The organism is Caldimonas brevitalea, from assembly GCF_001017435.1.
GTDB classification, from domain to species: Bacteria; Pseudomonadota; Gammaproteobacteria; order Burkholderiales; family Burkholderiaceae_C; genus Caldimonas; species Caldimonas brevitalea.
Genome location: NZ_CP011371.1, coordinates 1,811,691 through 1,837,016, shown reverse-complemented (window position 1 = coordinate 1,837,016; position 25,326 = coordinate 1,811,691). Strand labels below are relative to the sequence as shown.

Here is a 25,326-nt window from a genome sequence, read left to right as displayed (position 1 = left end):
CGCCCGCCATGTGGTTCACGCGCGTCTCGATCAAGAACCCCGTGCTCGCCACGATGGTCATGCTGGCCTTCGTGGTGCTGGGGCTGTTCGCGTTGCAGCGGCTCAAGGTCGACCAGTTCCCCGATGTCGAGTTTCCGGTGGTGGTGGTGCAGATCGCCTACCCCGGCGCGTCGCCCGAGATCGTCGAAACCGAGGTCACCAAGAAGATCGAGGAAGCGGTCAACACCATCGCCGGCATCAACCAGCTGATGTCGCGCTCGTATGACGGCCAGTCGGTCGTCATCGTGCAGTTCAACCTCGACATGGACAGCCGCAAGGCCGCCGAGGACGTGCGCGAAAAGGTGGCCGCGATCCGCCCCCTGCTGCGCGACGAGGTGGAAGAACCCCGCGTGCTGCGCTTCGATCCCGCATCACGCCCGATCTACACGCTGGCGCTGACGTCGCCTGACAGCTCCCACAGCGCCGTCGACCTGACCGGCTACGCCGACCAGGTGGTGCAGAAGCGGCTCGAGAACGTGCGCGGTGTGGGTTCGGTGACGCTGGTGGGCGGTGTGCAGCGTGAGGTCAACATCTACCTGCGGCCCGAGGCGATGGAAGCGCTGGGCGTCGGCGTCGACCAGGTGCTGCGCGCGGTGCGCACCGAAAACCAGGACCTGCCGGCCGGCGCACTGCGCTCCAGCGAGAGCGAGCGGGTGGTGCAGATCACCGGCCGGCTCAAGCGCCCGGAAGACTTCAAGGAGATCATCGTCGCGCGCAAAGGCGCGGCCGGCGTGCCGGTCAAGCTGTGGCAGGTGGCCGACGTGGTCGACGGCCCGCAGGAGATCGAGAGCCTGGCGCTCTACAACGGCCAGCGCACGCTGGCACTGTCGATCCAGAAGGCCCAGGGCGAGAACACGATCGATGTGGTCGACGGCCTGAACCGGGTGGTCGAGGAACTGCGGCGCGAGCTGCCCAAGGGCCTGGCGATCGACGTGGTGAGCGACAACTCGCGCCCGATCCGGGTCGCGGTCAAGAACGTGCGCCAGACGCTGCTCGAAGGCGCGGTGCTGACCATCGCGATCGTGTTCCTGTTCCTGAACTCGTGGCGCTCGACCGTCATCACCGGCCTGACGCTGCCGATCGCGCTGATCGGCACCTTTTTGTTCATGTACTGGTTCGGCTTCTCGATCAACATGCTGACGCTGATGGCGCTGAGCCTGTGCGTGGGCCTGCTGATCGACGACGCCATCGTCGTGCGCGAGAACATCGTGCGCCATGTGCAGATGGGCAAGGACGCCCGCCAGGCCTCGCTCGACGGCACCCAAGAGATCGGCCTGGCGGTGCTGGCGACCACCTTGTCGATCGTCGCGGTGTTTCTGCCGATCGGCTTCATGGGCGGCATCATCGGCCGGTTTTTCCACCAGTTCGGCGTCACCATCGTCGCCGCCGTCCTGATCTCGATGTTCGTGAGCTTCACGCTCGACCCGATGATGTCGAGCGTCTGGCACGACCCGGCCATCCACGGCCACGGCACGGCCGACGCACCCGGCCGCCGGCGCAGCCTCTACGACCGCACGCTGGGCCGGCTCACCGGGGCCGTCGAGCGCTTCTCGGAGTGGCTGGCCGAGGTCTACCAGAGCCTCCTGGCCTGGTCGCTGCGCCACAAGCTGGCCACGCTGGGCATCGCGGCGGCAAGCCTGATCGCAAGTTTTGCGCTGCTGCCGGTGCTCGGCACCGAGTTCGTGCCCAAGGCCGACTTCTCCGAGACCACGGTCAGCTTCTACACGCCGACCGGTTCGTCGCTCGAAGTGACCGAAGCCAAGGCGCGGCAGGTCGATGCGATCCTGCACGAGTTCCCGGAGGTGAACTACACGCTGACGACCATCAACACCGGCCAGGCGCAAGGCAGGAACTACGCGACGGTGCAGGTGCGGCTGGTCGACCGGCACCTGCGCGAGCGAAGTGTCGATGCGATGTCGACGGTGCTGCGCGAGCGCTTGTCGCGCGTGCCCGGCATCACGGTCACCCACGTCGGCCTGCTCGATTCGGTGGGCGGCGCCAAGCCGGTCTCGGTGTCGATCCAGGGCACCGACCTGCGCGAGCTGCAACGCCTGACCGACCAGCTGGCGGCCCGGCTGCAGACCATCCCCGGCCTGGTCGACCTCGACACGACGATGAAGCCGAGCAAACCCACCGTCGACGTCAACGTCAAGCGTGAGGCGGCCTCCGACCTCGGCCTGAGCGTGGGCAGCATCACCAGCACCTTGCGCGGCCTGGTGGCGGGCGAGACCACCGGCAACTGGCGCGCCGAAAACGACGAGAGCTACGACGTGAAGGTGCGCTTGGCCCCGCAGGCGCGTCAGTCGCTGCCCGACCTGGAGCGTTTGGGCCTCACGCTGACCGCCGCCGACGGCAGCACCCGCATCGTGCGCCTGTCGCAGGTGGCCGAGGTGACGCCCTCGTTCGGCCCCAACCAGATCAACCGGCGCGACCTGAGCCGCGAGGTGGAGATCACGGCCAACGTGGCCGGGCGCTCGCTCGGCGAGGTGTCGGCCGACATCCGGCGGGTGCTCGACGACACCGCGTTCCAGCCCGGCTACCGCTACCGCTTCGGCGGCTCGACCAAGGACATGCAGGAGTCGTTCGGCTATGCGCTGTCGGCGCTGGCGCTCGCCGTGATCTTCATCTACATGATCCTGGCGTCGCAGTTCAAGAGCTTTTTGCAGCCGATTGCGCTGATGTCGTCGCTGCCGCTGACGATGATCGGCGTGGTGCTGATCCTGCTGATGTTCCGCTCGACGCTGAACATGTTCTCGATCATCGGCGTCGTGATGCTGATGGGCCTGGTGACGAAAAACGCGATCCTGCTGGTCGACTTCGCCAACCGCGCCCGCGAAGGCCACAGCGGCGAAGGCCTGGACGGCACCCGTTTGGACCGTGAAGCCGCATTGCTGATGGCGGCCCGGGTGCGCTTGCGCCCGATCCTGATGACCACGCTGGCGATGGTGTTCGGCATGGTGCCGCTCGCCTTCGCGCTGTCCGAGGGCGCCGAGCAACGTGCACCGATGGGCCAGGCGGTGATCGGTGGTGTGGTGACGTCGTCGCTGCTGACGCTGGTGGTGGTGCCGGTCATCTATTGCTACCTGGACGACCTGTCGGCGTGGCTGAAGCGGAAGTGGCGCGGCCACGGCGAAGTGATGCCGGCGGTGACGGCAGGGGAGGCGAAATAAAATGCCGCTCTCCCCAAAACGCCGACTCACCCCAGGATGGCTGCCATGAACATCGAACAAGCCCGCTTCAACATGATCGAACAACAGATCCGCACCTGGGACGTGCTGGATCAGTCTGTGCTTTCGCTGCTGGCGGTCGTGAAGCGCGAGGACTTCGTGCCCGCCGCCCACCGGGGCATGGCCTTCATGGACATGATGATCCCGCTGAAGGACAACGGCTCCCAGGGCCGCACCATGCTCGAGCCCAAGCTTGAGGCGCGGCTGCTGCAGGAACTGGCCGTCGGCAAGCACGAGAAAGTGCTCGAGATCGGCGCGGGCTCCGGCTACATGGCCGCGCTGCTGGCGCACAAGGCGCAACGTGTGCTGAGCCTCGAAATCGACCCCGAACTGGCCCGCACGGCGGCCGACAACCTCAAGCGCGCCGCGGTGATGAACGCCGAAGTGCGCCACGCCGACGGCTCCAAGGGCGCGCTGGCGGAAGGGCCGTTCGACGTCATCCTGGCGTCCGGCTCGGTGGCGAGCGTGCCCCAGCAGCTGCTCGACCAGCTCAAGGTGGGCGGCCGGCTCGCCGCCGTCGTCGGCCATGACCCGATCATGCGTGCCGTCGTCGTGACGCGCATCGACCAGAACGCCTTCCGCACCGTCGAGGTGTTCGACACCCTCGCGCCGCGCCTGCTCGGCTTCGGCGAGCCGCCCAAGTTCAGCTTCTGAGGACCCATGCAGCAATACACCGTTCGCGAACTTCAGCAACACCTGCTCGACAGCGCCGCCGCCGGCACGGCCCGGCCCCTGCTGCTGGACGTGCGCGAACCGTGGGAGTTCTCACTGGCGGCGATCCGGGTGCCGCAGGCCGACACGCTGCACATCCCGATGCAGGAAGTGCCGGCACGCCTGGCCGAGATCGAGGCAGAACGCCTGGTCGTGTGCGTCTGCCACCACGGCATGCGCAGCCTGCAGGTCGCGCACTTCCTGGCCGGCCAGGGGCACGACCAGGTGGTCAACCTGCAAGGCGGCATCGACGCCTGGTCCGAACAGATCGACCCGAACGTGCCGCGCTACTGAACCCGTCCGTCCGTCCCAGCCTCCAGCGAACTCCAACAAAGGAAACCAACATGTCCGAGCGTGCCTCCCCGACCTTGCGCCGCCCCCTGCGCCCCTTGCTGCGACAGCTGACGCTGGCGGCCGGGATCGCGGCCTTGTTCGGCGGCGCGGCCGGCTCCGCGGCGGCGCAAAGCCTGGCCGAGGTGTATGAGGCCGCCCGCACCTACGACGCCGCCTACCTGGCCGCCCGCGCGCAGGCCGAGTCGACCGAGTACGCGACGCAGCAGGCGTACCGGTTGCGCCGGCCGAATGCGGAGTTGAATGCCTCGGCCAACCGGGTCGAGACCGACACGAGCAGCGGCGCCGAGCGCGCCAACCGCAACGTGCAGGGCGGCATCTCGGCGCTGCAGCCGCTGTTCAACCGCTCCAACAGCGTCACCATCGAGCAGGCCGAACGCAACCTCGAGATCGCCCGAGCCGAGCTGCAACGGGCCGAGCAGGACCTGATCGTGCGGGTGGCCGACACTTACTTCCAGGTGCTCGCCGCGCGCGACGCACTGGCAGCCGCCCAGGCCAACAAAAAGGCCATTTCGGAGCAACTGGCGTCGGCCAAGCGCAACTTCGAGGTCGGCACCGCCACCATCACCGACACGCGCGAGGCGCAAGCCCGCTTCGACCTCGCCACGGCGCAGGAAATCGCCGCCGACAACGACCTGCGCACCAAGCAGATCGCGCTCGACCAGTTGGTCGGCCGCTCGGGTGTCAACCCGCACCCGCTGCCGCCCGCGGTGACCTTGCCGGCGGTGCAGCCGGCCAATGTCGAGGAATGGGTGGCGCAGACCGACACCGCGCCGACTGTGCGGCGTGCCCAGGTGGGCCTGCAGATCGCCGAACTGGAGACCGAGAAGGCGCGTGCCGGGCACCTGCCGACGCTGGACCTGGTCGGCCAGGTCCAGCGTGGCCGCACCAGCGGCGATGCGCAAAGCAACCTGCCGGGGGCTTCTGGCCTCGGCTATGCAGGCAGCGCCAGCGTCGGCCTGCAGATGAAGCTGCCGCTGTTCGCCGGCTTCGCGGTGCAGAACCGCATCCGTGAAACGCTGCTGCTGGAAGAACGCTCGCGCAACGACTACGAGGCCGCGCGCCGCACCGTGGCGCAAAGCACCCGGCAGGCGTTTTTTGGCGTGCAGTCGGGGCTGGCGCAGGTGAAGGCGCTGGAAGCGGCCGAGGCGTCGAGCAAGCTGGCGCTCGAAGCGACACAGCTGGGCTACAAGGTGGGCGTGCGCGTCAACCTCGACGTCTTGAATGCGCAGACCCAGCTGTTCAACACCCAGCGTGACCTGGCCCGGGCGCGCTACGACGTGCTGGTGAACGGCTTGCGGCTGCGGCAGGCGGCCGGCCAGCTGAAGCCCGAGGACGTGGCCCCGGTCAGCTCGCTGCTCGCGCCTTGACCGGCGCGTCGGCCGCCAGCGCAGCGATGCGTGCGGCCATCGTCGCGGCCGCGCCGCGGTGGGCCGCCGAAAACGACAAGCAGTTCGACACCCAGGCGCCGCGCTCGGCCGATTGCGCCAGCGCCACGGCCCGATCGACCCCCTCGTCCACGTCGGCCACCCGCACCGAGGCGCCGGCCGCCAGCGAGAGCTCGGCGGCATCGGCGAAGTTGAAGGTGTGCGGGCCCATCACCACCGGGCAACCGCAGGCGGCCGCCTCGATCAGGTTCTGGCCGCCCAGCGGCGCGAAGCTGCCGCCCAGCAGCGCGACGTCGGCCGCCGCATAGTAGGCCGGCATCTCGCCGATCGTGTCGCCCAGCCAGACATCGACGGCCGACGCCGTGTCGCCCGGTGCATCGCCCCCCCAACTGCTGCGACGCGCCAGCATCAGGCCGGCGGCCTTGACCGCGCCCGCCACCTCGTCGAAGCGCTGCGGGTGACGCGGCACCAGCAGCAGCAAGGGCCGCGGCGACGGCAGGCGACGCCAGGCGGCGAGCAGCGGTTCTTCTTCGCCTTCGCGGGTGCTGGCGGCGGCCACCACGGGGCGGCCGGCCAGGGCCGCGCGCCAGGCCCGGCCGCGCTCGAGCAGCTCGGGCGCGGGCGTCATGTCGAATTTGATGTTGCCGCACACCTCCACCACCGCCGCGCCGGCTTCGCGCAGGCGCGCCGCATCCGCCTCGGTTTGCGCGAGCACGAGGTGCAGGGCCCGCACGGCGGGCCGCATCACGGCGTCGAGGCGCTTGGCCTGGCGCAGGCTTTTTTCGCTCAGGCGCGCATTGGCCAGCACCATCGGCACGCCGGCATCATGCGCGCCGTGCAGCAGGTTGGGCCACACCTCGGTTTCCATCAGGACACCGACGCGGGGCTGGAACTGCGCGAAGAATCGTTGCACGACACCGGGGGTGTCGTAGGGCAGCCAGGCTTGGCGGTCACCCGGCTGCAAGAGCTTTTCGCCGGCTTCGCGGCCGGTGGCCGTGCCGTTGGTCAGCAGCAGCCGCATGCCGGGCAGCTCCCGGCGCAAGGCCTCGATCAGGCCGGCTGCGGCGCGTGTCTCACCGAGCGAGACGGCGTGCACCCAGACCCAATCGCGCGAGGGGCGCCCGCGGTAAAGGCCGAGCCGTTCCAGCACCGCGTGGCGGTACAGCGGCTCGTCGCGCCCGCGCCACCACAGCTTGGCCAGATAGGCCGGCTTGAGCACCGTCAGCAGCAGCGAATAGGCGTGCCGGGCGACGCCCCGGCGCACGGGGCTCATCACCGGCGGGCCCCAACCTGCACCACACAAGCGCAAAGGGGCCGCAAAGACGCCAGGCGGCGGCCCGAGGGCCGGGACGCGCCGGCAGCAGGATATTGAAACAATCGCACCGCGCGATTGTCTCCAAAAATCGCCACCCGGTGCGGCCGCCGCCGGACCGGGGGTTCAATGGCCGGCTTGAACCTTCGCGTCGGGCTTGACCACCCGCAGCGCCGCCATGAACTCGTGCTCGATGCGCTCGAGCGCCTGCTGCGTGTGACCCTCGAAGCGCAGCACCAGCACGGGGGTGGTGTTGGAGGCCCGCACCAGGCCGAAACCGTCTTCGTATTCGGCCCGGATGCCGTCGATCGTGATGATCTCCTTGGCGCCCTTGAACAGCTGGCCGCCGTCGAGCTGGGTGCGCAGCTTCTCGATCACCTGGTGGTGCTCGCCTTCGGCGCAGGGGACGTTCAGCTCGGGCGTGTTGAAGCTGGTGGGCAGGCCGTTGAGCACGGCGCTCGGGTCGGCACTGCGCGAGAGGATTTCGAGCAGACGCGCGGCGGTGTAGGTGGCGTCGTCGAAGCCGTACCAGCGCTCTTTGAAGAAGATGTGGCCGCTCATCTCGCCGGCGATCGGCGAGCCGGTTTCCTTCAGCTTGGCTTTCACGAGCGAGTGGCCGGTCTTCCACATCAAGGGCTCGCCGCCGGCTTCGCGGATCACCGGGGCCAGGCGCTGTGTGCACTTGACGTCGTAGATGATGGCCGCACCGGGGTTGCGCGTGAGGATGTCGGTCGCGAACAGCATCAGCTGCCGGTCGGGGTAGATGATGCTGCCGTCCTTGGTGACGACACCGAGCCGGTCGCCGTCGCCGTCGAAGGCGAGGCCGATCTCGGCGTCGGTCTCCTTGACGGTGCGCATCAGGTCGGCCAGGTTCTCGGGCTTGGACGGATCGGGGTGGTGGTTGGGGAAGTCGCCGTTCACCTCGGAGTACAGCTCGGTGACGTCACAGCCCAGCGCGCGCAGGATGCCGGGGGCGGACGCGCCGGGGATGCCGTTGCCGGAGTCGACCACGATCTTCATCGGCCGGGCCAGCTTGGCATCGCCGGTGATGCGGTCGCTGTATTCCTTCAGGACGTCGAGCTGGGTCAGGCCGCCCTCGCCTTGCGTGTAGTTCTCTTCCTCGATGCGGCGGCGCAAGTTCTGGATCTCGTCGCCGTAGATGGCCCGGCCGGCGAGCACCATCTTGAAGCCGTTGTAGTCCTTCGGGTTGTGGCTGCCGGTCACCTGGATGCCCGATTTGCAGCGCGTCGCGGCGACGTAATAGGTCATCGGCGTCGTCACCGGGCCGAGTTCGATCACGTCGACGCCGGTGCTGCGGAGCCCCTTGATCAAGGCGGCGGACAAAGACGGGCCCGAGAGCCGGCCGTCGCGGCCGACAGCGACCACCTTCTCGCCTTGCGCGCGCGCTTCGCTCCCGAAGGCGCGACCGAGGTGTTCGGCGACCGACTCGTCGAGGGTCTGGCCGACGACGCCGCGGACGTCATAGGCCTTGAAGATGGATGCTGCAACTTTCATGAATATGCTCCCTAGTACTGCGGTGACCGGGGGATTGTAGGGACGACCCGGGGGTCCCTTGTGACCGGGCCGTTACGATCTCAGGCCCTGCACATATGAGGCAAGCCCCGGGCCAGATGTCCGAAAACGGCGAGTCGGACGTCGCGGCTTGTCGATAATCGACCTCATCATGCTCGATGCCGACGCCGCCTACCTCGCCCTGAAAGCCCGCGACCTGCGGTTCGACGGCCGGCTGTTCGTCGGCGTCACGTCGACCGGCATCTATTGCCGCCCGGTGTGCCGCGTGCGCACCCCCAAGCGCGACAACTGCCGTTTTTTCGGCTCGGCCGCGCAGGCCGAGGCATGTGGCTTCAGGCCCTGCTTGAAGTGCCGACCGGAGATTGCGCCGGCGGACGGGCGGCTGGCCTGGTCGGTGATGGACGCGTCACGGACGCTCGCGCACCAGGCCGCGCATTGGCTCGACCGGCATGCGAGCGCGGGCGGTGAGGCGCATGTCGAAGCCTTGGCCGCCGCGCTCGGCATCACCGACCGCCATGTGCGGCGTATTTTCAAGGCCGAACACGGCGTGACACCGCTGCAATACCTGCAAACCCGCCGGCTGCTGCTGGCCAAGCAGTTGCTGACCGACAGTGCGCTGCCGATCACGCAGGTGGCACTGGCGTGCGGCTTCGGCAGTGTGCGCCGGTTCAACGCTGCCTTTGTCGAGCGGTATGGCCTGAACCCGGGCTCGCTGCGCAAGCAGGCGGCCGGAGCGGCGACGAGTGCCAGCGACATGCCGGTCTGCCTCCAACTGGCCTATCGCGAACCCTTCGAAGGCGCCGCGCTGCGCCGTTTTCTGGCGCAACGGGCGATTACAGGCGTCGAATCGGTCGAGGTCGACGGGCCGCTGCCGCACATCCGGCGCAGTGTCAGGCTCACGCACGAGCACGGCGGTGAAACCCACGGCTGGCTGCAGGTGAGCTTTCCGCCCGGGCGCTCGGTGGTGCGGGTGGAATTGGCGCCGCAACTGGCGCTGCACAGCGCCCGCTTGATCCGCTTGGTGCGGCGCTGGCTCGATCTGGACGCGGTGCCGGAAGCCATCGACGAATCGCTGGCCGGGTTGCCGGGGGCCGGCACGCGGCTGCCGGGGGCGGTGGACCCTTTCGAGTTGGCCGTGCGGGCGGTGCTCGGGCAGCAGGTGACGGTGGCGGCCGCACGCACTTTCGCGACCCGGTTGGTGAACGCGTTCGGCGAGCCGCTGGCCACGCCGTGGCCCGAGGTGAGCCGGTTGTTCCCGTCGCCGGCGGTGCTGGCCGCCCTGGCGCCGGAACAGCTCGGTGAACTCGGCATCGTGCGGCAGCGCGGCGCCGCCATCCTGGCCCTGGCGGCGCAGTGGGACAGCCTCGCGCCCTTGATCGATCATGGGCCTGCCGCCCCTGCCGCGCTGTTGGCCCACCTCGAAGCGTTGCCCGGCATCGGCCCCTGGACCGCGCACTACATCGCGATGCGCGCCCTCGCTTGGCCCGATGCCTTTCCGCCGCGCGACGTGGCCGTGCTCAAGGCGATCGAACAGCGGTATGGGCTGCACGGGCCGCGTGAGGCCGAACGGCTGGCCCAGCGCTGGAGCCCCTGGCGCTCGTATGCCGTGATCCGCCTGTGGGGGTCGCTGGCCCCTGCCCCCCGGTCCGCCGAGACGGAGCGTTCTGCATGCATCCCATCATGATCAAGTCCAAGTCCTATCCCATGCCCGCTGCGCTGCGCGCGCCCTACACCGCCCAGCACCGCATCACCTCGCCGCTCGGCGAGATTTTGCTGGCCCGCACGGCCGACGGGCTGGCCGGTCTGTGGTTCGAAGGGCAGAAGGACCACCCGGGCGGACTGAGCGCCCCGTGGCAGGCCGACGACCCCTTGCTGCTGCAGACTGAGCGTGAGCTCGACGCGTTTTGGCGCGGCGAGCCGACCGAGTTCAGCGCACCGCTGGACTTGCACGGCACGGCATTCCAGCGGGCCGTGTGGCAGGCCCTGCTCACCATCCCGACAGGCCACACGACGAGCTATCGCAGCATCGCCGAACGGGTCGGCACGCTGAGCGCATGCCGGGCAGTCGGCGCGGCGGTCGGCCGCAACCCGGTGTCGATCATCGTGCCCTGCCACCGCGTGATCGGCAGCAGCGGCGGGCTCACCGGGTATGCCGGGGGCTTGGAGCGCAAGGTGGCGCTGCTGCGGCTCGAAGGGGTGCTGGCGGTGTGAGCTGGGAGCTGGGGTCGGGGGCCAGTGGTGCAGACCAGCTGTACAGACCAGCTGTGCAGCCCAGTGGTGCAGCCCACTGGTGCAGCTCGGTGCTGCAGCACTGGGCTGCAGTTGAAGGGAGCCGTTGTAGGACGCGGGAAAGGGACGCAGGACAGGGTCCCGGTCTGCCCCCCCACAGCCGAGGCGCGTGCACAGGTGCCGTCGGGTCATGGCGGTGGCGCGCCAGGCAGCGTCTCGCGGCGGAGATGGACGGGCCGCTCTTCGCTCTTGATCCCTGACCTGCGTCCATTACGCCTTTGCATCACACTCGCTCCTGCGGCCATCGGGAGGTTGCGCTCGGTGCCCCGCGCGCTGTGACGCGCAGGCGGCACCAGCAGCACTTCGCGACACACGCCCCAAGCTTCGCGCCGCTCCCCTCCGATGACCTGCACTTCATTCATCATCATCAGTACCCCCGCATGACCCGCCCCGATCTGCTCAACATGTTGTTGCTCGCCGCCATTTGGGGCGCGTCGTTCTTGTTCATGCGGCTGAGCGCTGCCGAGTTCGGCCCTGTCGCCTTGGCGGCGGTACGGGTGGCCGGCGCCAGCCTGTTCCTGCTGCCCTTGTTGGTCTCGCGTGGCCAGGCAGGCGCGCTGAGAACGCATGCCCGGCATCTGGCGATCGCCGGCGTCTTGACCAGCGGCCTGCCCTTCCTGTGTTTCAGCTACGCGGCGCTGTCGATCACGGCCGGGCTGTCGTCGATCTTCAACGCCACCACACCGCTGTTCGGCGCCGTCGTGGCGTGGGTGTGGTTGAAGGACCGGCCGACCCGTTGGCGGGCTGCCGGGCTCGCGATCGGTTTCCTCGGCGTGCTGTGGCTCGCCTGGGACAAGGCCAGCTTCAAGCCCGGCGTGGCGGACACGGGCTGGGCGGTGCTCGCCTGCCTGGCGGCGACGTTCTGCTATGGCGTCTCGGCCAGCTACACCAAGCGCCACCTGGCGGGCGTGCCGCCGCTCGCGGTGGCCGCCGGCACGCAGACCGCGTCGGCGCTGTTCCTGCTGGGGCCGGCCATGATCTGGTGGCCCGCGACCCTGCCCTCGGCCAAAGCCTGGGCAGCGACCGTCGCGCTGGCCGTGCTGTGCACCGGTGTCGCCTACATCCTGTACTTCCGGCTGATTGCGCGGGTCGGGCCAGCCAACACCATTGCGGTGACCTTTTTGATCCCGGCGTTCGCGGTGGTCTGGGGCTGGCTGTTCCTGGGCGAAGCGGTCACCGGCGCGATGGTGGTGGGCAGCGTGGTGATCCTGCTCGGCACCGCGCTCACCACCGGCCTGCTGCCGCGTCGGCGTCCGGGCGGGTGACAATCGCGGGCGTTGATCTCGCCGCGGTCGGGCTGCAACGGCCGTTCGTTGCCGCTGGGCCCGAGGTGGCGGCCGCGGCAGCAACCCGCGCCGGACTGTGGCGGCGACGACACCCTCTTACGACATCGGGCCGCCGGGTGCGGCCGGGAGATTTCTATGAGCAACGCACACGACACCGACACCAACGCCGCCGGTACCGCCCGGCCCTCGCCGTCCCCCCTGCCCTTCGAGCCTTCGTCGCCGATCGCCGCGGCCTTCGACGGCGGTTTGGCCGTACGACGTAAGGTGCTGGGGGACACACACGTCGACCGCGCGCTCGGCAACGCCGGCGCTTTCCAGGCCGATCTGCAGGAACTGGTGACCGCCTTCGCCTGGGGCACGGTCTGGACGAGAGAAGGCCTGCCCTTGAAAACGCGCAGCATGCTGACGGTGGCGATGCTGGTGGCTCTGGGCAAACAAAAGGAACTGGAAGGCCATGTGCGCGGCGCACTCAACAACGGCGTCAGCGTGGACGAACTGAAGGAAGTGCTGCTGCACAGCGCGGTGTATTGCGGCTTCCCGGCCGCGATCGAAGGCTTCCGGACGGCGGCGGGGGTGATTGAGCAGTATGGGAAAGAGGTGAAGGGGGGGTGACCCTGGCTTACCGCTCAGCCTAACCGGCGTGCAGGGCTCGCGATGCCATTGGACAGGCTGTCGCACCCCGTGAGTGCCTAGGGCTTCTCGGGATCGAGAAGCCCTAAGAGCGGTTAGGACGATGGGACCCGAAGACCGGCCTCAGTTCGAGCGCGGGACGCTCACTGAACCCTCATGAAACTCTATCGTCTTGATTGTGTCCATAAAAACGTCGTAGCTCAGTTCCTTGTCCAGGTTGTGCACGCGCTTGCGAAGAAAGCAATGGCTGGCAAGCTGGACGCTCATCTTGTCGTTGCCAAAAGTCATGTCAACGCACTTGTACTCCGGCGTGAACTTCTGGCAGGCCTCACTCCGGAGCGGCCTCTTCGGCATCGGAAACACCTGCTCGACCACCCAGCCGTTCCAGTTGCGGCCCACCACCGACTCCACTTTGAGGTCGACCGCCGTTTGGCCGCAGCCGCCCCACCGGTAAACATCGTTGAGCCCTATCGAGCCGTCCCGACGCCGGATCACGATGGCGTCCGGGGCAGTCAGGGCGCTTTCTAGCGGCCGGCGGGCGACTTCCAAGCGAAGTGTCTTTGCATACTCGTCTCGAGCTTCGTCGTACTGAAAGTACAACATGGCAAGACCAGCTTGCCGTGCGGTCCGGTAGTCGCCTGAACAGCCGATGACCGGATTGGCGAACCATAAGGGATACCGCATGGACAAGCCGCACCGGCGTGCATCCTCACGACCGAGTTCGATCGTCGGCTCATGCCTCGTTTGCGCCCCGGCCTCTACGTTTGCAATCAGTGCAACGACAGCGCAGAAGAATCGGCGTCCTGTTTCCAGCTTCATGGCTGCTTCTGCCGAATCAGCGTAGTAGTGTCACGGGGAACTGCCCCGTCACCTAACAGGCCCCATGCGTACCCAAAGTACTCACCGCGGAGATCCAAGTGGGTCGTTCCACCGTTGACCGCGCGCGTCACCGATTCGACTTGGCTGGGGCTACAACCTGTGTCCGCAAGTCGGTTGATGTTCTTCCCACCAAAGGCAGCGGCGTTAATCCAATATTTTCCGGATACGTCAGCAGCCGTTTGGGCCTCTGTAGCGAGAAGTTCTTCATTGGGCTGAGCGGTGTAGTTCCGACCCCGGAACCGTCCATAGGCCAGGTACCCTGCCCGTCCCGTCAGCTGAATCAATCCGCGCCCCTTGAACCGCGGCCCGTCCCCCGAGTCGCTGTTGCCAAGTTCTTGCGCCTTCTCCTGAACTCGTTTAGGACGCGACGCGACATAGGTGAGCTTGTTCGTGATCTTCGCGGAGCGCGCGCCTGCGGGTGCAATCTCTATTGGCCAGCGGCCGTTCGGCAACTTTCGGCCACGTTGGACGGCACGGTCGTACTCAGTCTCTGCTTCCTGTGGCGTTATCACCTCGTACATCCTACGAAAGTACGCCTCGTTGCCGTTTTCGGCATCAGCGGTCAGACCGCCTGTCTCTTGCAGCACTTGGGCAAAGAAGTGGGCCCGACGTTGCGGCGACAACACGATGTACTTTCTGAGTGCTTGGTTCAATGCAGGATGTAGCCGCGGGGGCATAGCGCCGGAAGGGGCGATGCCTGACTCGAGTCTCCGTTGTGCGTCCGCCCAAGGAACAAGCCCTGCGCCAGTCGAGCGCCGTGGAATCATTTGCGTCATCTCGTCCAACGACATCCAACCACAGCGCCGGTAGTGATGCACAAACTGCAGCGGATGAAAGAACCAAACACTCCGCTCCTTCATCCCCAAGCTCCCCCAAAAAGCCAACGTCTGGACGTGCTGCTCGAACTTCTTCCGTGCGGCTGGGGTATCGAGCGGCTGACCGGGTTGCCGCAATCGAGCGTAACGGTGCCACAAGTCTTTCGCATCCCACTCGCTCGGCTGTTTGCACACCAAGTGCCGCAGCTTGAGGCGCGCGGCGTCGTCGCCTCCCTCCACCCAAGCCAGCGTGTGAGCGTCGTCGCATACGCCGTCGCCCGCAGCGGCGATCTCGCCCTCGGACCGGCGCTCCCATCCGTGCCAGTGAGGAAAATCGGCGTCACTCAGTTTCGCCACTGTGTCGGGGGCCAGGTCGATGTACCCGACAGCGCCCTCGGCATACCGGATAAGTTGCCAGTTCTCGCTGCGCGTGGTGGTATCACGACTTAGCAAGCGCCCGAATCGAATCCACTCCAGCCCTGCGCTGGGGCAGTCCGGGTAGAGCGCCGTCGCCAGGCGGTACAACTCATACTCGTAGCCCTTCTGCACGACCGGCATTCCGACCTGTTCATAGCGACCGCCGGCGATGGCTCGGTACGTCGTGGTTATGCGCTGCCCTTGCTCCAGACGCACGCTCACGTAGAGCGTCTCGGCGTTGTGCCCCGATTGACCCACTTCCAACGGGAAGTCCTGGGCGCCAGGAAAGTCGATCCGATGCGGACCTGCCGCGGCCGCTCGCGGGTGTCGGTCCTTGAACGGGCGGCCGGGGGGGACGACAAAGTGTGCATGCCCGAAGAAATCGGGGCTGCCCGCGCCCTTGGTCACCGTCGCGCTGTCACGCCAGAATTCGGCGAGATCGGCCTCTGTCGCGAACACCTCGAAGTGGCAGGTTTCGCGACCGTACAACTGGCCCGCGAAACCGATCACGTCCTTGCGCCACACCCTCAAGTTGGACGGGGTCTGCACGACCGGCCCAGGGATCGCTTGGCGCCACCATGGCGGGAGCTGAGCGAAGCGCTCGGGAGAAAGCCCCCTGCCGCAGGCAAGGTGCATGTACAGCGAGTAGAAGCGGACCCGCGTGTTGTCCCCTGTCTCGGTTTCATGGCGAAGCAACACGAAGCCGGTGTCGTACTCGCCGAGGCCCTCATATTCCTCCCGACCACGGGCCACTCGAAAGGCCACCACCACACCGTCTGCAATCGCACGAATGGGCTCTGCTCCACCGTGAAGGTGGAGCCCTCCATGCCAGCGATGTAGAGCACCGGCCTTCGTCATGAGCGTACTCACTGGGTAGCGGCCTTCATCGGCCAGCACATGCGTTTCCAGGATTCTTTCGAAATAGGTCTCTTCGGATTCGTCGGCCTGACGCGCCGGCAATACGGGGTAGCTGATCAGCATGGGCAGCTTCCCACCTAGAGCGAAAAGGGGAATGTGCCGTTCAACTCCATCACGGCGCGCGGAAGCCGGGGTAGCGCATAGCTGCAGCTCGCTGGACCCACCAGATGCTTCCTCCCCGCACGCACCGTGATCTTCCCCGGGCACTGCGTGACGATGCCGTTTGCATCGATCGTGATGCTGGCGCCGCCTGCCGTGGCCACGGTGATCTTCTTCGCCGCAGCCCAGTCGATGTGCGCATGAACACTGCGCACATCGACCGCTTGCTGTGCGGCCACCTGCAAGCCGTCGGCCTGCGCTTGGACCTCGAGGTCACCTTCGGCGCAGGTCACCGTCAGGCCGGTGCCGCCTCGGCCCGACCCGGGCTGCACCGCACCGGCCAACACGCCGATCGCCTGCCCGCAGTGCAAGCGCGCCTGCCCGCCGATCGCCATCTCGGTGTCTTGCCCGCTGGCCACCTGGAGGGTTTCGCCCGCTGCGGCCTGCAAGTCTTGGCCGGCACACGCCGCCAGGCCCGCTCTTGCCGCAACGCACACCAGTGGGTCGGTGGTCGCCGGAAGGAAGCCCCCATCCGCGCGTGTGTGCTTACGACGTGCATCGTCCAAAGCCGCCCCATGGCCGCACGCCGAAGCGGTGCCGCTGACGGCCGTGCGCAGGGCCATCAAGGGTGCGGCCCAGGGGTCGATCACACTCGCCTTGGCGCCGACAGTGCCCTCCTGCCCAGCCTGCGATACCGCTTGATGTCTTGCCGCCGACTCGCTGAACACCTGCGCCAGTTGCTGCTGCTGTCGGGCGAGGGCCATGCCGGGCGTGTTGTCACCGAAGGGTGTGGTGGGCGACGCGGCGAAGCTGCTGAGCAAGACGCCCCGGCCGGCGCGCAAGGCGCCCCAGGCGTCGGTGCGCAATTCGAAGCCGGTGCCGCGGAAGCTGCCGCGGTGGTTGTCGGCCTGGTGCAGCAGATGGCCGAGGTTGAGCCAGGTCGCGTGCTGGGTGGTGCCGACCTGCAAGCGCAGCTGCCCGTCGGTGTCGTCGAACACGAGCTGGTTGTGGCCGTCTCCGCCGAACTCCTGGCTCTTGAAACCGCTCATCGCGCCGGCATTGCGCTGCTGGTGGTGCTCGCCAGTCGCCGCGCCATGCCAGGGAGGACTGTTGCCGCCGGTCAGATTGCCCTGGCCCGAGGGGCGCTGATCGGTGGACACCATCAACAGGTCGTCGGCGGCCGGGGCTGGGCCACCGCCGCCGGTGTCGCCCGCGGGGCTCCCGCCTTCGCCGCGCCCGTTGTAGAAAGCGGCGAGCACGACGGGACGGTCGACGTCGCACTCCTCGAACTCCACCAGCACCTCCTGGCCGATCCGCGGGATGAACTGTGCGCCCATGCCGGGGCCGGCGCACGGCTGGGCGACGCGCACCCAGATGCTGTGTTCTGAGCCGCTCGCTGCGGCATCGGCGTCGGTGCTGAGGTGGTGACGTCGTTGCCAATGGAACTGCACGCAGATGCGCCCCAGGCGATCGGTGTAGATCTCGTCGTTGCCGTGTGTCCCCCGTGTGCCGTGTGGGCCGACGACCACGGCGGTCTGCGGGCCCAGCACGGTCGGTTTCGGGTTGAGGCGTGCGCCGGTGTCGTCGCAGAGCCGGCGACGCCAGGGCCGGTGCGCCGGCACACACTCGAACTGGTTGGCATATCCGGCCGCTTGCGCCTGCGCACGCAAGGCCTCAGGCATGGCCAGGCCGTGGAAGCAAAGGGCACCGACGCCAAGGCGCTCCAGCACCCGGGCCTGCATATCCTTCGGCAGGTTGTTGAGGCCCGCGTGACGGACCTCGGTGACCGTGTATTCGTGCGGCTCCGCATCGCCTAGCGGCGCGCCTTGAAGGCGGATCGAGGTGCCGGGCCGTAAGGTGCGCAGGGTGCCGCTGCCCAGGCAGCGGTGCCGGTGTGCCTCATGGGCCTCGATCAAGCAGCGGCCGTAGTGTTCGGCCGCCAGCACCTTGGTGCCGTTGTGGTGGTCGACACCGCCGGCCGGGTCGTAGCTTTCAAGTCGAGGCGCCGTGGGACCGCCAACGGGTCCCAGGGTCGGCACCGTGGCCATCACCGAGCGTTCGCCAGGGTAGTGCCAGCCGGCCAGGGTGACGGTGGCGTTGGTCAGGCGGTGCCACGGCGCGAAGGTCTGGAGGGTGTCGCTCTGTCCCTGGCTGCTGGCACGACGGATGTGGATGCCGCCCGCCTTCGCGCTGCTTGCATCTTCACTGAAGCGGCGGCTGTCGGCGAACAGCACCAGACGGTGACCGTGCGGTGCAGCGTCGTCTTCTTCGCAATACCAGCCGACGCCCTCCTCATCAAGCAGACGGCGCACGAAGTCGTAATCGCTCTCGCGAAACTGGTTGCAATAGTGGCGAGGCGACACGGCGGCCAGGTGGGCCGCCACCTCGTCGGACCAACGCCAGGCAGCCAGCGCGGCATGGGTGGCGAACACCGCTTCGACCATCTCGACCACACTTTGGTCGATGAAACTCTGGCTGCGCCGGTGCCATTGCAGCGCCGCGAGCCAGGGGCGCACGACCAACTGGTACCGCGCGAAGCCGCCGTCGCACTGCAACGCGCCGGCTTGCATCACCACGCCGCTGCGAACCGCTTGGCTGCCGTCGCATAGCGTGACCCTCAACCGGGCGGGCTGACCGAGGATCTGGTCGAGGGGCAGGTGGGCGTCGGCCGACAGAACGTTCAGCCGGTATTCGAAGAGATCGGAGAGCGCCTCGTGCGCAGTCCACGACTCGACGAGCAGACCGGCGACGGCGCCTCCACCGTCCAGCTCGAACAAGCGGGTGTCGGACGTGACGACCACGTCCAGTGCGTGCGCAAGCTCTTCGAGCGCAGGCTGCGCTCTTGGCGTTCGATGGAGCATGGGCCCCTCCCCTGATGTGGTGCGCGGCCGTCTGAGAGCGACCGTCGTTGGGAGGGAAGTCTGTCACGCACGGCGCACGCTGCAACACAGCGGCTGGCGGATCGCACAGGCCGCAAGTGCGAGCATTTGTGAAAAGGCGAGAGGATTGGGGACGGTGGGGGGTGTCCCTGCCGCCTTGGTAGGAGCAGCAGGTGCACAGCCTTTGCGACCTCGGTGATCGCCGGCGTCGAGCCGGCGCCGCGGTCGGCGCGGCAGCCCGGTGTTGAGCATCAGCGCCACCACCAACGAAAAAGCCGCCCTTGGGCGGCTTTTCGGCAATACGTGGCGGAGTGGACGGGGCTCGAACCCGCGACCCCCGGCGTGACAGGCCGGTATTCTGACCAACTGAACTACCACTCCGCGTGGCAGCGAATTTCTGCGTCGAACTCACGTTCTCGGCACAAGCCCGCCTAACTTGGCGTCCCCTAGGGGATTCGAACCCCTGTTACAACCGTGAAAGGGTCGTGTCCTAGGCCTCTAGACGAAGGGGACCTGGATCTTCTTCTCTTCAACACAATGAAAAAGCCGCCAGCGGCGGCTTTTTCGAAAAGCTTGGCGGAGTGGACGGGGCTCGAACCCGCGACCCCCGGCGTGACAGGCCGGTATTCTAACCAACTGAACTACCACTCCGCGTGGCAGCGAGTTTCTGCTTTGAACCTGCGTTCTCGGCACAAGCCTCGCCAAACTTGGCGTCCCCTAGGGGATTCGAACCCCTGTTACAACCGTGAAAGGGTCGTGTCCTAGGCCTCTAGACGAAGGGGACAGATTCTTCGCCATCTCTTGAACCGCGCGCCACCTTCGAATGGTGGAGGTAAGCGGGATCGAACCGCTGACCTCTTGCATGCCATGCAAGCGCTCTCCCAGCTGAGCTATACCCCCGTTTCCGGTTCGGCCGCTCGATGTTGTTGAGGCATCGAACAACTTACTTGGTGTACCGCGCTGTTCAAGCGAGACTGAAAGTATATAACGATTTTTAGACGCTACGCAAGCGTTCGATCACAACTTTTCGGTCGAAGAGCCCCAGCACGGCGTCGATAGACGGCGTTTGAGCGCGGCCGCAGACCAGCACACGTACGGGTATCGCCAGCTGCGGCATCTTCAGGCCGTGCGCCGCGATCGATTCTTTGATCGTCTGTTGGATGGCCGCCTTGTCCCACGCGACCGAGGCCAGTTTGTCGGCCAGCGTCTGCAGCGCCGGCTTCACGGCGTCGGTGACATGGGCGGCCAAGTCCTCGGCACTCGGGGCCACCGGCGCAAAATACATGGACACCCAGTCGGCCAGTTCGATGGTGGTCGAGCAGCGATCCTTGAACAACGCGCACTGTTGTGCCAATGCTCCGTCGGCCGGTACCCGCAGCCCGCGCTTGGCGAGTTGCTCCGCCACCAGACCGGCCAGCACGTCGTCCGCCGTCATCTTGAGATGCTGCGCGTTGACCCAGCGCAGCTTGGTCTCGTCGAACTGGCCGGCCGACTTGCCCAGGTGGTCGAGGTTGAACCACTCGATCAGCTGCTGGCGTGAAAAGATCTCGTCGTCGCCGTGGCTCCAGCCCAGCCGGGCCAGGTAGTTCACAACGGCGTCGGCCAGGTAGCCTTCTTCACGGTACTGCGTCACCGGCTTGGCGCCGTGGCGCTTGCTCATCTTCTCGCCGGCTTCGTTGAGCACGGTCGGCAAATGGGCGTACACCGGCGGCTCCTTGCCCAGCGCCCGGAAGATGTTGATCTGGCGCGGCGTGTTGTTGACATGGTCGTCGCCGCGGATGACGTGGGTGATGGCCATGTCGATGTCGTCGACCACCACGCAGAAGTTGTAGGTCGGCGTGCCGTCGGGCCGCGCAATGACCAGGTCGTCGAGTTCGTCGTTGCTGATCTCGATCCGGCCTTTGACCTTGTCGTCCCACACCACCGAGCCGCCCACCGGGTTGCGGAAGCGCAGCACCGGCTGCACACCCTCGGGCACCGGCGGCAAGCTCTTGCCGGGCTCGGGGCGCCACGTGCCGTCGTAGCGCGGCTTCTGCTTGGCCGCCATTTGGCGCTCGCGCAGCGCTTCCAGCTCCGCTTGCGACATGTAGCAGCGGTACGCCAGGCCCTGCTCGAGCATCTGCGCCAGCACTTCCTTGTAGCGGTCCATCCGCTGCATCTGGTAGTACGGGCCCTCGTCATGGTCGAGGCCCAGCCACCGCATACCCTCGAGGATCACGTCCACCGCTTCCTGCGACGACCGCTCGACGTCGGTGTCTTCGATGCGAAGGATGAACACGCCCTGGTTGGCGCGGGCGAACGCCCACGGATACAGCGCCGAGCGGATGTTGCCGAGGTGGATGAAACCGGTCGGCGAGGGAGCGAAACGGGTGCGAATCTGGGTCATGCTGCGAGGGTGTCCAGGCCGCGCGCAAGGTCGGCCTTCAGGTCTTGCACGTCTTCAAGGCCCACGGCAACGCGGATCATGCCTTGCGTGATGCCGGCGGCCCGGCGCTGCTCTTCGGTGAGGCGGCCGTGGGAGGTGCTCGACGGGTGCGTGACGGTGGTCTTGGTGTCGCCGAGGTTGGAGGTGATGGAGCAGATGCGGGTCTGGTCGATCACGTGAAAGGCGTTCTGCCGCGCCAGCTCGGGCCCGCCCTGCTGCTCGCCGCGCGTGATGAAGGACACCACCGCCCCGCCGCTGCCGTTTTGCTGGCGCATCGCCAGTTCGTGTTGCGGATGCGAGGCCAGCCCGGGATAGTAGACCCGCTCCACCGCCGGATGCTGCTCGAGCCAACGCGCCACCTCGAGCGTGCGCGCGCTTTGGGCCTGCATGCGCACCCCCAGCGTTTCGAGGCCCTTGAGCACCACCCACGCATTGAAGGGCGACAGCGACATGCCGGCGCTGCGCATCACCGGCACGAACTTGGTTTCGATCAGCGCTTCGGTCGCGCACAGGGCGCCCGCCACCACCCGGCCCTGGCCGTCGAGGTATTTGGTGCCGGAATGGATGATCAGGTCGGCCCCGAGCTTGACGGGCTGTTGCAGCGCCGGCGAGCAGAAGCAGTTGTCGACCGCGAGCAACGCGCCGGCGCCGTGGGCGATGTCGGCCAGCGCGGCGATGTCGCACACCTCGGTCAGCGGGTTGCTGGGCGTCTCGGCGAACAGCAGCTTGGTGTTGGGTTTGAGCGCACGCTGCCACTCGCCGACGTCGGTCTGCGAGACGAAGCTGGTCTCCACGCCGAACTTGGCGAACTCGCCCGCGAGCAGCTTGATGGTGGAGCCGAACACGCTGCGTGAGCACACCACGTGGTCGCCCGCCTTCAGCAAGCCCATCACGAGCAGCAAGATCGCGCTCATGCCGCTCGACGTGGCGATGCAAGCCTCGGTGCCCTCGAGCGCCGCCAGGCGGCGCTCCATCATCATCGTGGTGGGGTTGGTGAAGCGGGTGTAGACGAAGGCTTCTTCTTCGTTGGCGAAGCGCGCGGCGGCCGTGGCGGCATCGGGGTGCACGAAGCTGCTGGTCAGGAACAGCGCTTCCGAGTTTTCGCCCCACTGGGTCGCCGGCAAGCCTTCGCGCACGGCCAGGGTGTCCAGCCGGGCGTCGGCGGGCAGCTCGACGCGCGGAATGCGTTTGTGGTTGTCGGTCATCGGCAGGTCCTTGGTGTCAGGGCTCGCTGGCACTTTGCAGCGCCAGACGCGAGCGCTGCCCGTCTTCCTCGTCGCCCTGGCTGGCACGCTGAGCGGCCATCGCGACGAAATCTTCGGCCGAGACGTCGCCCGTGATGTAGTGCCCGTCGAAGCACGAGGCTTCGAAGCCGTCGATGCTCTTGTTCAGCGTGCCGACGGCGCGTTTCATCGCGGCCACGTCCTGGTAGATCAGCGCGTCGGCGCCGATGAAGGCGCGGATCTCCTCGACGCTGCGATCGTGGGCGATCAGCTCGCTCTTGGTCGGCATGTCGATGCCATAGACGTTCGGGTAGCGCACCGGCGGCGCCGCGGAGGCCATGTAGACCTTGCGCGCGCCCGCCTCGCGCGCCATCTGCACGATCTCTTTCGAGGTGGTGCCGCGCACGATGGAGTCGTCGACCAGCAGCACGTTGCGGCCCTTGAACTCCTGCGCGATCGCGTTGAGCTTCTGGCGCACCGACTTCTTGCGCACCGACTGGCCGGGCATGATGAAGGTGCGACCGACATAGCGGTTCTTCACGAAGCCTTCGCGATACGGCTTGCCGAGCTTTTGCGCCAGCTGCATCGCCGCCGGCCGGCTCGACTCGGGGATCGGGATCACCACGTCGATTTCGCTCGGCGGCATGGTCGAGATGACCCGCTGGGCGAGCGTCTCGCCCATGTTCAGGCGCGCCTGGTAGACCGACATGCCGTCGATCACCGAATCGGGCCGCGCCAGGTAGACGAACTCGAACACGCACGGGTGCAGTGTCGGGTTCTCGGCGCACTGGCGAGCGTGCACGCGGCCTTCCAGGTCGACAAACACCGCCTCGCCCGGCGCGACGTCGCGCACGAACTTGTGGCCGGTGCCTTCGAGCGCCACCGACTCGCTCGCCACCATCACCTCCTTGCCCTCGGGCACATCGGCTTCGCCGAAACACAGCGGGCGGATGCCGAAGGGGTCACGGAAGGCCAGCAGGCCGTAACCGGCGATCAAACACACGACGGCATACGAGCCCTTGATACGGCGGTGCACCGCCGAGACGGCCTTGAACACCTGCTCGGGCGTCAGCGGCAGATCGCGCGCAGCGATTTCGAGTTCGTGCGCCAGCACGTTGAGCAGCACCTCGGAGTCGCTCTCGGTGTTGATGTGACGGCGATCGACCTCGAACAGCTCGTGCTTCAGCGCATGGGCGTTGGTGAGGTTGCCGTTGTGCACCAGCACCAGGCCGAACGGCGCGTTGACGTAGAAGGGCTGGGCCTCTTCCTCGTTGTAGGCGTTGCCGGCCGTCGGGTACCGCACCTGCCCGAGACCCACGCTGCCCGGCAGCGCACGCATGTTACGGGTGCGGAAGACATCGCGCACGACACCTCGCGCCTTGTGCATGAACACCTTGGTGCCCATGGCCGTGACGATGCCCGCCGCGTCCTGCCCCCGGTGCTGCAACAGCAGCAAGGCGTCATAGATCAGCTGATTGACCGGCGCCTTGGAGATCACGCCTACGATGCCACACATACCTACACCCCAGAAGAGTTGTGCTGCCCTACGCCGGCAGCTGCCGCGCCAGTACCTCGGGCATCAGCGGCTTCAAGCCGTGGATGACCCGGTGCAGCAAGCGCGCGCCGTGAGATTCCTGCCACGCCGCGCTTCGCGCGAGCGGCGTCCAAGCCACCAAGGTGGCGACGGCCAGTGCGATCAACAAGCCCCGCACCAGCCCGAAACCCGCTCCCAGTACACGGTCCGCGGCACTCAGCACACTCGCCTGCACCAGCCGCTTGATCAGCCAGGCGCACAAGCCCCAGACGAACAAGGCGCCGACGAACACGAGGCCGAAGGTCACCAGGTGGTTGACCGCCGAACCGGGCGCTCCCACCGGGATGCTGTGCGCCAACTGCGGTGTCATCCATTGGGCCACCACATACGCGGCCACCCAGCCGAGCACCGACAACACCTCGAACACCAGGCCGCGCCACAGGCCCACGACCAGCGAGACGAGCAGCAGCGCCAGCAGCGCCCAGTCGACCCAGCCCAGGCCCATCATCATCACAGCGCCAGCAGGGCCGAAGGCAGCCCCGCCGCCTTGATCTTGCCGGCTGCCTGCTCGGCCTCGGCGCGCGAGGCGAACGGGCCCACGCGCACCCGGATGCGCTTGCCGTCGGACGTTTCCACCACTTGCGTATAAGTTTTCAAGCCCAGCCGCTCGACCTTCTGGCGTGCTTCCCGCGCGCTGTCAGGCCCCCCGTAGGCGCCCACCTGGACGATGAAGCGCCCGCCATCGGCGGCCGGCTTGGCTGCCTCTGCACGTTGTGTCGTGTCTCGGCCTTCCAGCAAGGCCTGCGCGCGCGCAGCATCGCCTGCCGGCTTGGGCGGCTCGGGCTTGGGCGGCGGCGGGGTGGGCTTGGCCTCGGGCTTCGGTTTGGGGTCGGGCTTTGGCTCGGGTTTCGGTTCGGGCTTGGCCTCGGCACGGGGCTCGTCCTGCGCCTGGGCAGAGGCGGCGGGCGGGGGCGGCACGGGGTCGGCCTGAGCGACCCGCTCGGCGGCAGGCGGCGGGTCCTCGCGGCGGGCGTCGGCGGGCTCGGCGACGGCCTCGGCGGGCTGCGGCGTCACCGGCTTCGCCACCGGCGGAGCGGGCGGCACGACCAACGCAGGCGCGACCTCCTTCTTCGGGATGTCGATGGGCAGGTCGACCGAGATCGGCCGGGGCTGGGTTTCGAACAGGATGGGGAAGCCGATCACGCCCAGGCCGACCAGCACGGCGGCGCCGATCAGGCGGTGGCGCGCGCGGGTGCGCGCTTGTTCGATCGACTCCTGGTTCGACGTCGCCCCGGACGGCGGCGGCACGGCGGCGTCAGCCGAGGAACGTTTGAAGAAGGAGAGCAGACCCATCGTGTGTGAGATGTTGGC

The 25,326-nt window shown here is 67.5% G+C and carries 18 protein-coding genes and 5 tRNA genes; 8 read left to right on the top strand and 15 right to left on the bottom strand.

The window, feature by feature from the left end; genetic code table 11:
* Positions 1–8 precede the first annotated feature (8 nt).
* The 4 genes from AAW51_RS08080 to AAW51_RS08065 are packed head-to-tail and all read left to right on the top strand — an operon-like array spanning position 9 to position 5,698.
* Entirely contained in the window at positions 9–3,209 is a 3,201-nt protein-coding gene (locus AAW51_RS08080; RefSeq protein ID WP_047194192.1) for an efflux RND transporter permease subunit, read from the top strand.
* A gap of 45 nt (positions 3,210–3,254) precedes the next feature.
* Entirely contained in the window at positions 3,255–3,920 is a 666-nt protein-coding gene (locus AAW51_RS08075) for a protein-L-isoaspartate O-methyltransferase family protein (protein WP_047194191.1), read from the top strand.
* Between the two features lie 6 nt (positions 3,921–3,926).
* On the top strand, positions 3,927–4,271 hold the full coding sequence (locus AAW51_RS08070; protein WP_047194190.1) for a rhodanese-like domain-containing protein: 345 nt from the start codon (positions 3,927–3,929) through the stop codon (positions 4,269–4,271).
* A 50-nt stretch (positions 4,272–4,321) separates the two neighbouring features.
* On the top strand, positions 4,322–5,698 hold the full coding sequence (locus AAW51_RS08065) for a TolC family outer membrane protein (protein ID WP_047194189.1): 1,377 nt from the start codon (positions 4,322–4,324) through the stop codon (positions 5,696–5,698).
* Here AAW51_RS08065 and AAW51_RS08060 read toward each other — a convergent pair.
* Both AAW51_RS08060 and AAW51_RS08055 read right to left on the bottom strand, forming a co-directional pair.
* Positions 5,676–6,989 (bottom strand): 3-deoxy-D-manno-octulosonic acid transferase, encoded by a 1,314-nt coding sequence (locus tag AAW51_RS08060; protein WP_047194188.1) that lies wholly within the window; start codon positions 6,987–6,989, stop codon positions 5,676–5,678. The genes AAW51_RS08065 and AAW51_RS08060 overlap by 23 nt on opposite strands.
* A gap of 165 nt (positions 6,990–7,154) precedes the next feature.
* Positions 7,155–8,543 carry a phosphomannomutase/phosphoglucomutase gene (locus AAW51_RS08055; RefSeq protein WP_047194187.1) on the bottom strand — a complete coding sequence of 463 codons (1,389 nt, stop codon included), beginning with the start codon at positions 8,541–8,543 and terminating at the stop codon, positions 7,155–7,157.
* A gap of 169 nt (positions 8,544–8,712) precedes the next feature.
* Here AAW51_RS08055 and AAW51_RS08050 point away from each other — a divergent pair, with 169 nt between their 5' ends.
* The 4 genes from AAW51_RS08050 (at position 8,713) to AAW51_RS08035 (ending at position 12,748) form a co-directional block, all read left to right on the top strand.
* Positions 8,713–10,245: an Ada metal-binding domain-containing protein gene (locus tag AAW51_RS08050; protein ID WP_047197564.1), complete on the top strand. Its 1,533-nt coding sequence runs from the start codon at positions 8,713–8,715 to the stop codon at positions 10,243–10,245.
* Positions 10,230–10,772, top strand: a complete 543-nt coding sequence (locus AAW51_RS08045) for a methylated-DNA--[protein]-cysteine S-methyltransferase (protein ID WP_417903600.1) — start codon at positions 10,230–10,232, stop codon at positions 10,770–10,772. The genes AAW51_RS08050 and AAW51_RS08045 overlap by 16 nt, the downstream gene beginning before the upstream one ends.
* Positions 10,773–11,230: 458 nt before the next feature.
* Positions 11,231–12,115, top strand: a complete 885-nt coding sequence (locus tag AAW51_RS08040) for a DMT family transporter (protein ID WP_047194186.1) — start codon at positions 11,231–11,233, stop codon at positions 12,113–12,115.
* A 156-nt stretch (positions 12,116–12,271) separates the two neighbouring features.
* Positions 12,272–12,748, top strand: coding sequence for a carboxymuconolactone decarboxylase family protein (locus AAW51_RS08035; protein WP_083438165.1), 477 nt, complete (start codon positions 12,272–12,274; stop codon positions 12,746–12,748).
* 141 nt (positions 12,749–12,889) lie between these two features.
* Here AAW51_RS08035 and AAW51_RS08030 read toward each other — a convergent pair whose 3' ends face one another.
* From AAW51_RS08030 to AAW51_RS07970, 13 genes are all read right to left on the bottom strand, one after another.
* The gene (locus AAW51_RS08030) at positions 12,890–13,585 is read right to left on the bottom strand and encodes a hypothetical protein (protein ID WP_157359667.1); all 696 of its coding nucleotides are present in this window, start codon (positions 13,583–13,585) and stop codon (positions 12,890–12,892) included.
* Positions 13,582–15,858: a hypothetical protein gene (locus tag AAW51_RS08025; protein ID WP_053013424.1), complete on the bottom strand. Its 2,277-nt coding sequence runs from the start codon at positions 15,856–15,858 to the stop codon at positions 13,582–13,584. Before AAW51_RS08025 ends, AAW51_RS08030 begins: the two co-directional genes overlap by 4 nt.
* A gap of 14 nt (positions 15,859–15,872) precedes the next feature.
* Complete coding sequence (locus AAW51_RS08020) at positions 15,873–18,755, bottom strand: type VI secretion system Vgr family protein (RefSeq protein ID WP_047194184.1); 2,883 nt, start codon at positions 18,753–18,755, stop codon at positions 15,873–15,875.
* A 322-nt stretch (positions 18,756–19,077) separates the two neighbouring features.
* Positions 19,078–19,154, bottom strand: a tRNA-Asp gene (locus AAW51_RS08015).
* Positions 19,155–19,210: 56 nt separating this feature from the next.
* Positions 19,211–19,286, bottom strand: a tRNA-Glu gene (locus AAW51_RS08010).
* Positions 19,287–19,347: 61 nt separating this feature from the next.
* Positions 19,348–19,424: transfer RNA gene (locus AAW51_RS08005), tRNA-Asp, on the bottom strand.
* Between the two features lie 57 nt (positions 19,425–19,481).
* A tRNA-Glu gene (locus tag AAW51_RS08000) sits at positions 19,482–19,557 on the bottom strand.
* A 40-nt stretch (positions 19,558–19,597) separates the two neighbouring features.
* Positions 19,598–19,673 (bottom strand) — tRNA-Ala (locus AAW51_RS07995).
* 94 nt (positions 19,674–19,767) lie between these two features.
* Positions 19,768–21,159 (bottom strand): glutamate--tRNA ligase, encoded by a 1,392-nt coding sequence (gene gltX, locus AAW51_RS07990; RefSeq protein ID WP_047194183.1) that lies wholly within the window; start codon positions 21,157–21,159, stop codon positions 19,768–19,770.
* Positions 21,156–22,403: an O-succinylhomoserine sulfhydrylase gene (locus tag AAW51_RS07985; protein ID WP_047197560.1), complete on the bottom strand. Its 1,248-nt coding sequence runs from the start codon at positions 22,401–22,403 to the stop codon at positions 21,156–21,158. The genes gltX and AAW51_RS07985 overlap by 4 nt, the downstream gene beginning before the upstream one ends.
* 16 nt (positions 22,404–22,419) lie before the next feature.
* Entirely contained in the window at positions 22,420–23,937 is a 1,518-nt protein-coding gene (purF, locus tag AAW51_RS07980; protein ID WP_047194182.1) for an amidophosphoribosyltransferase, read from the bottom strand.
* Between the two features lie 28 nt (positions 23,938–23,965).
* A complete protein-coding gene (locus AAW51_RS07975; protein WP_238947795.1) occupies positions 23,966–24,466 on the bottom strand; it encodes a CvpA family protein in 501 nt (166 codons plus the stop codon).
* On the bottom strand, positions 24,466–25,308 hold the full coding sequence (locus tag AAW51_RS07970; RefSeq protein WP_053013422.1) for an SPOR domain-containing protein: 843 nt from the start codon (positions 25,306–25,308) through the stop codon (positions 24,466–24,468). Before AAW51_RS07970 ends, AAW51_RS07975 begins: the two co-directional genes overlap by 1 nt.
* Between the last annotated feature and the right edge of the window lie 18 nt (positions 25,309–25,326).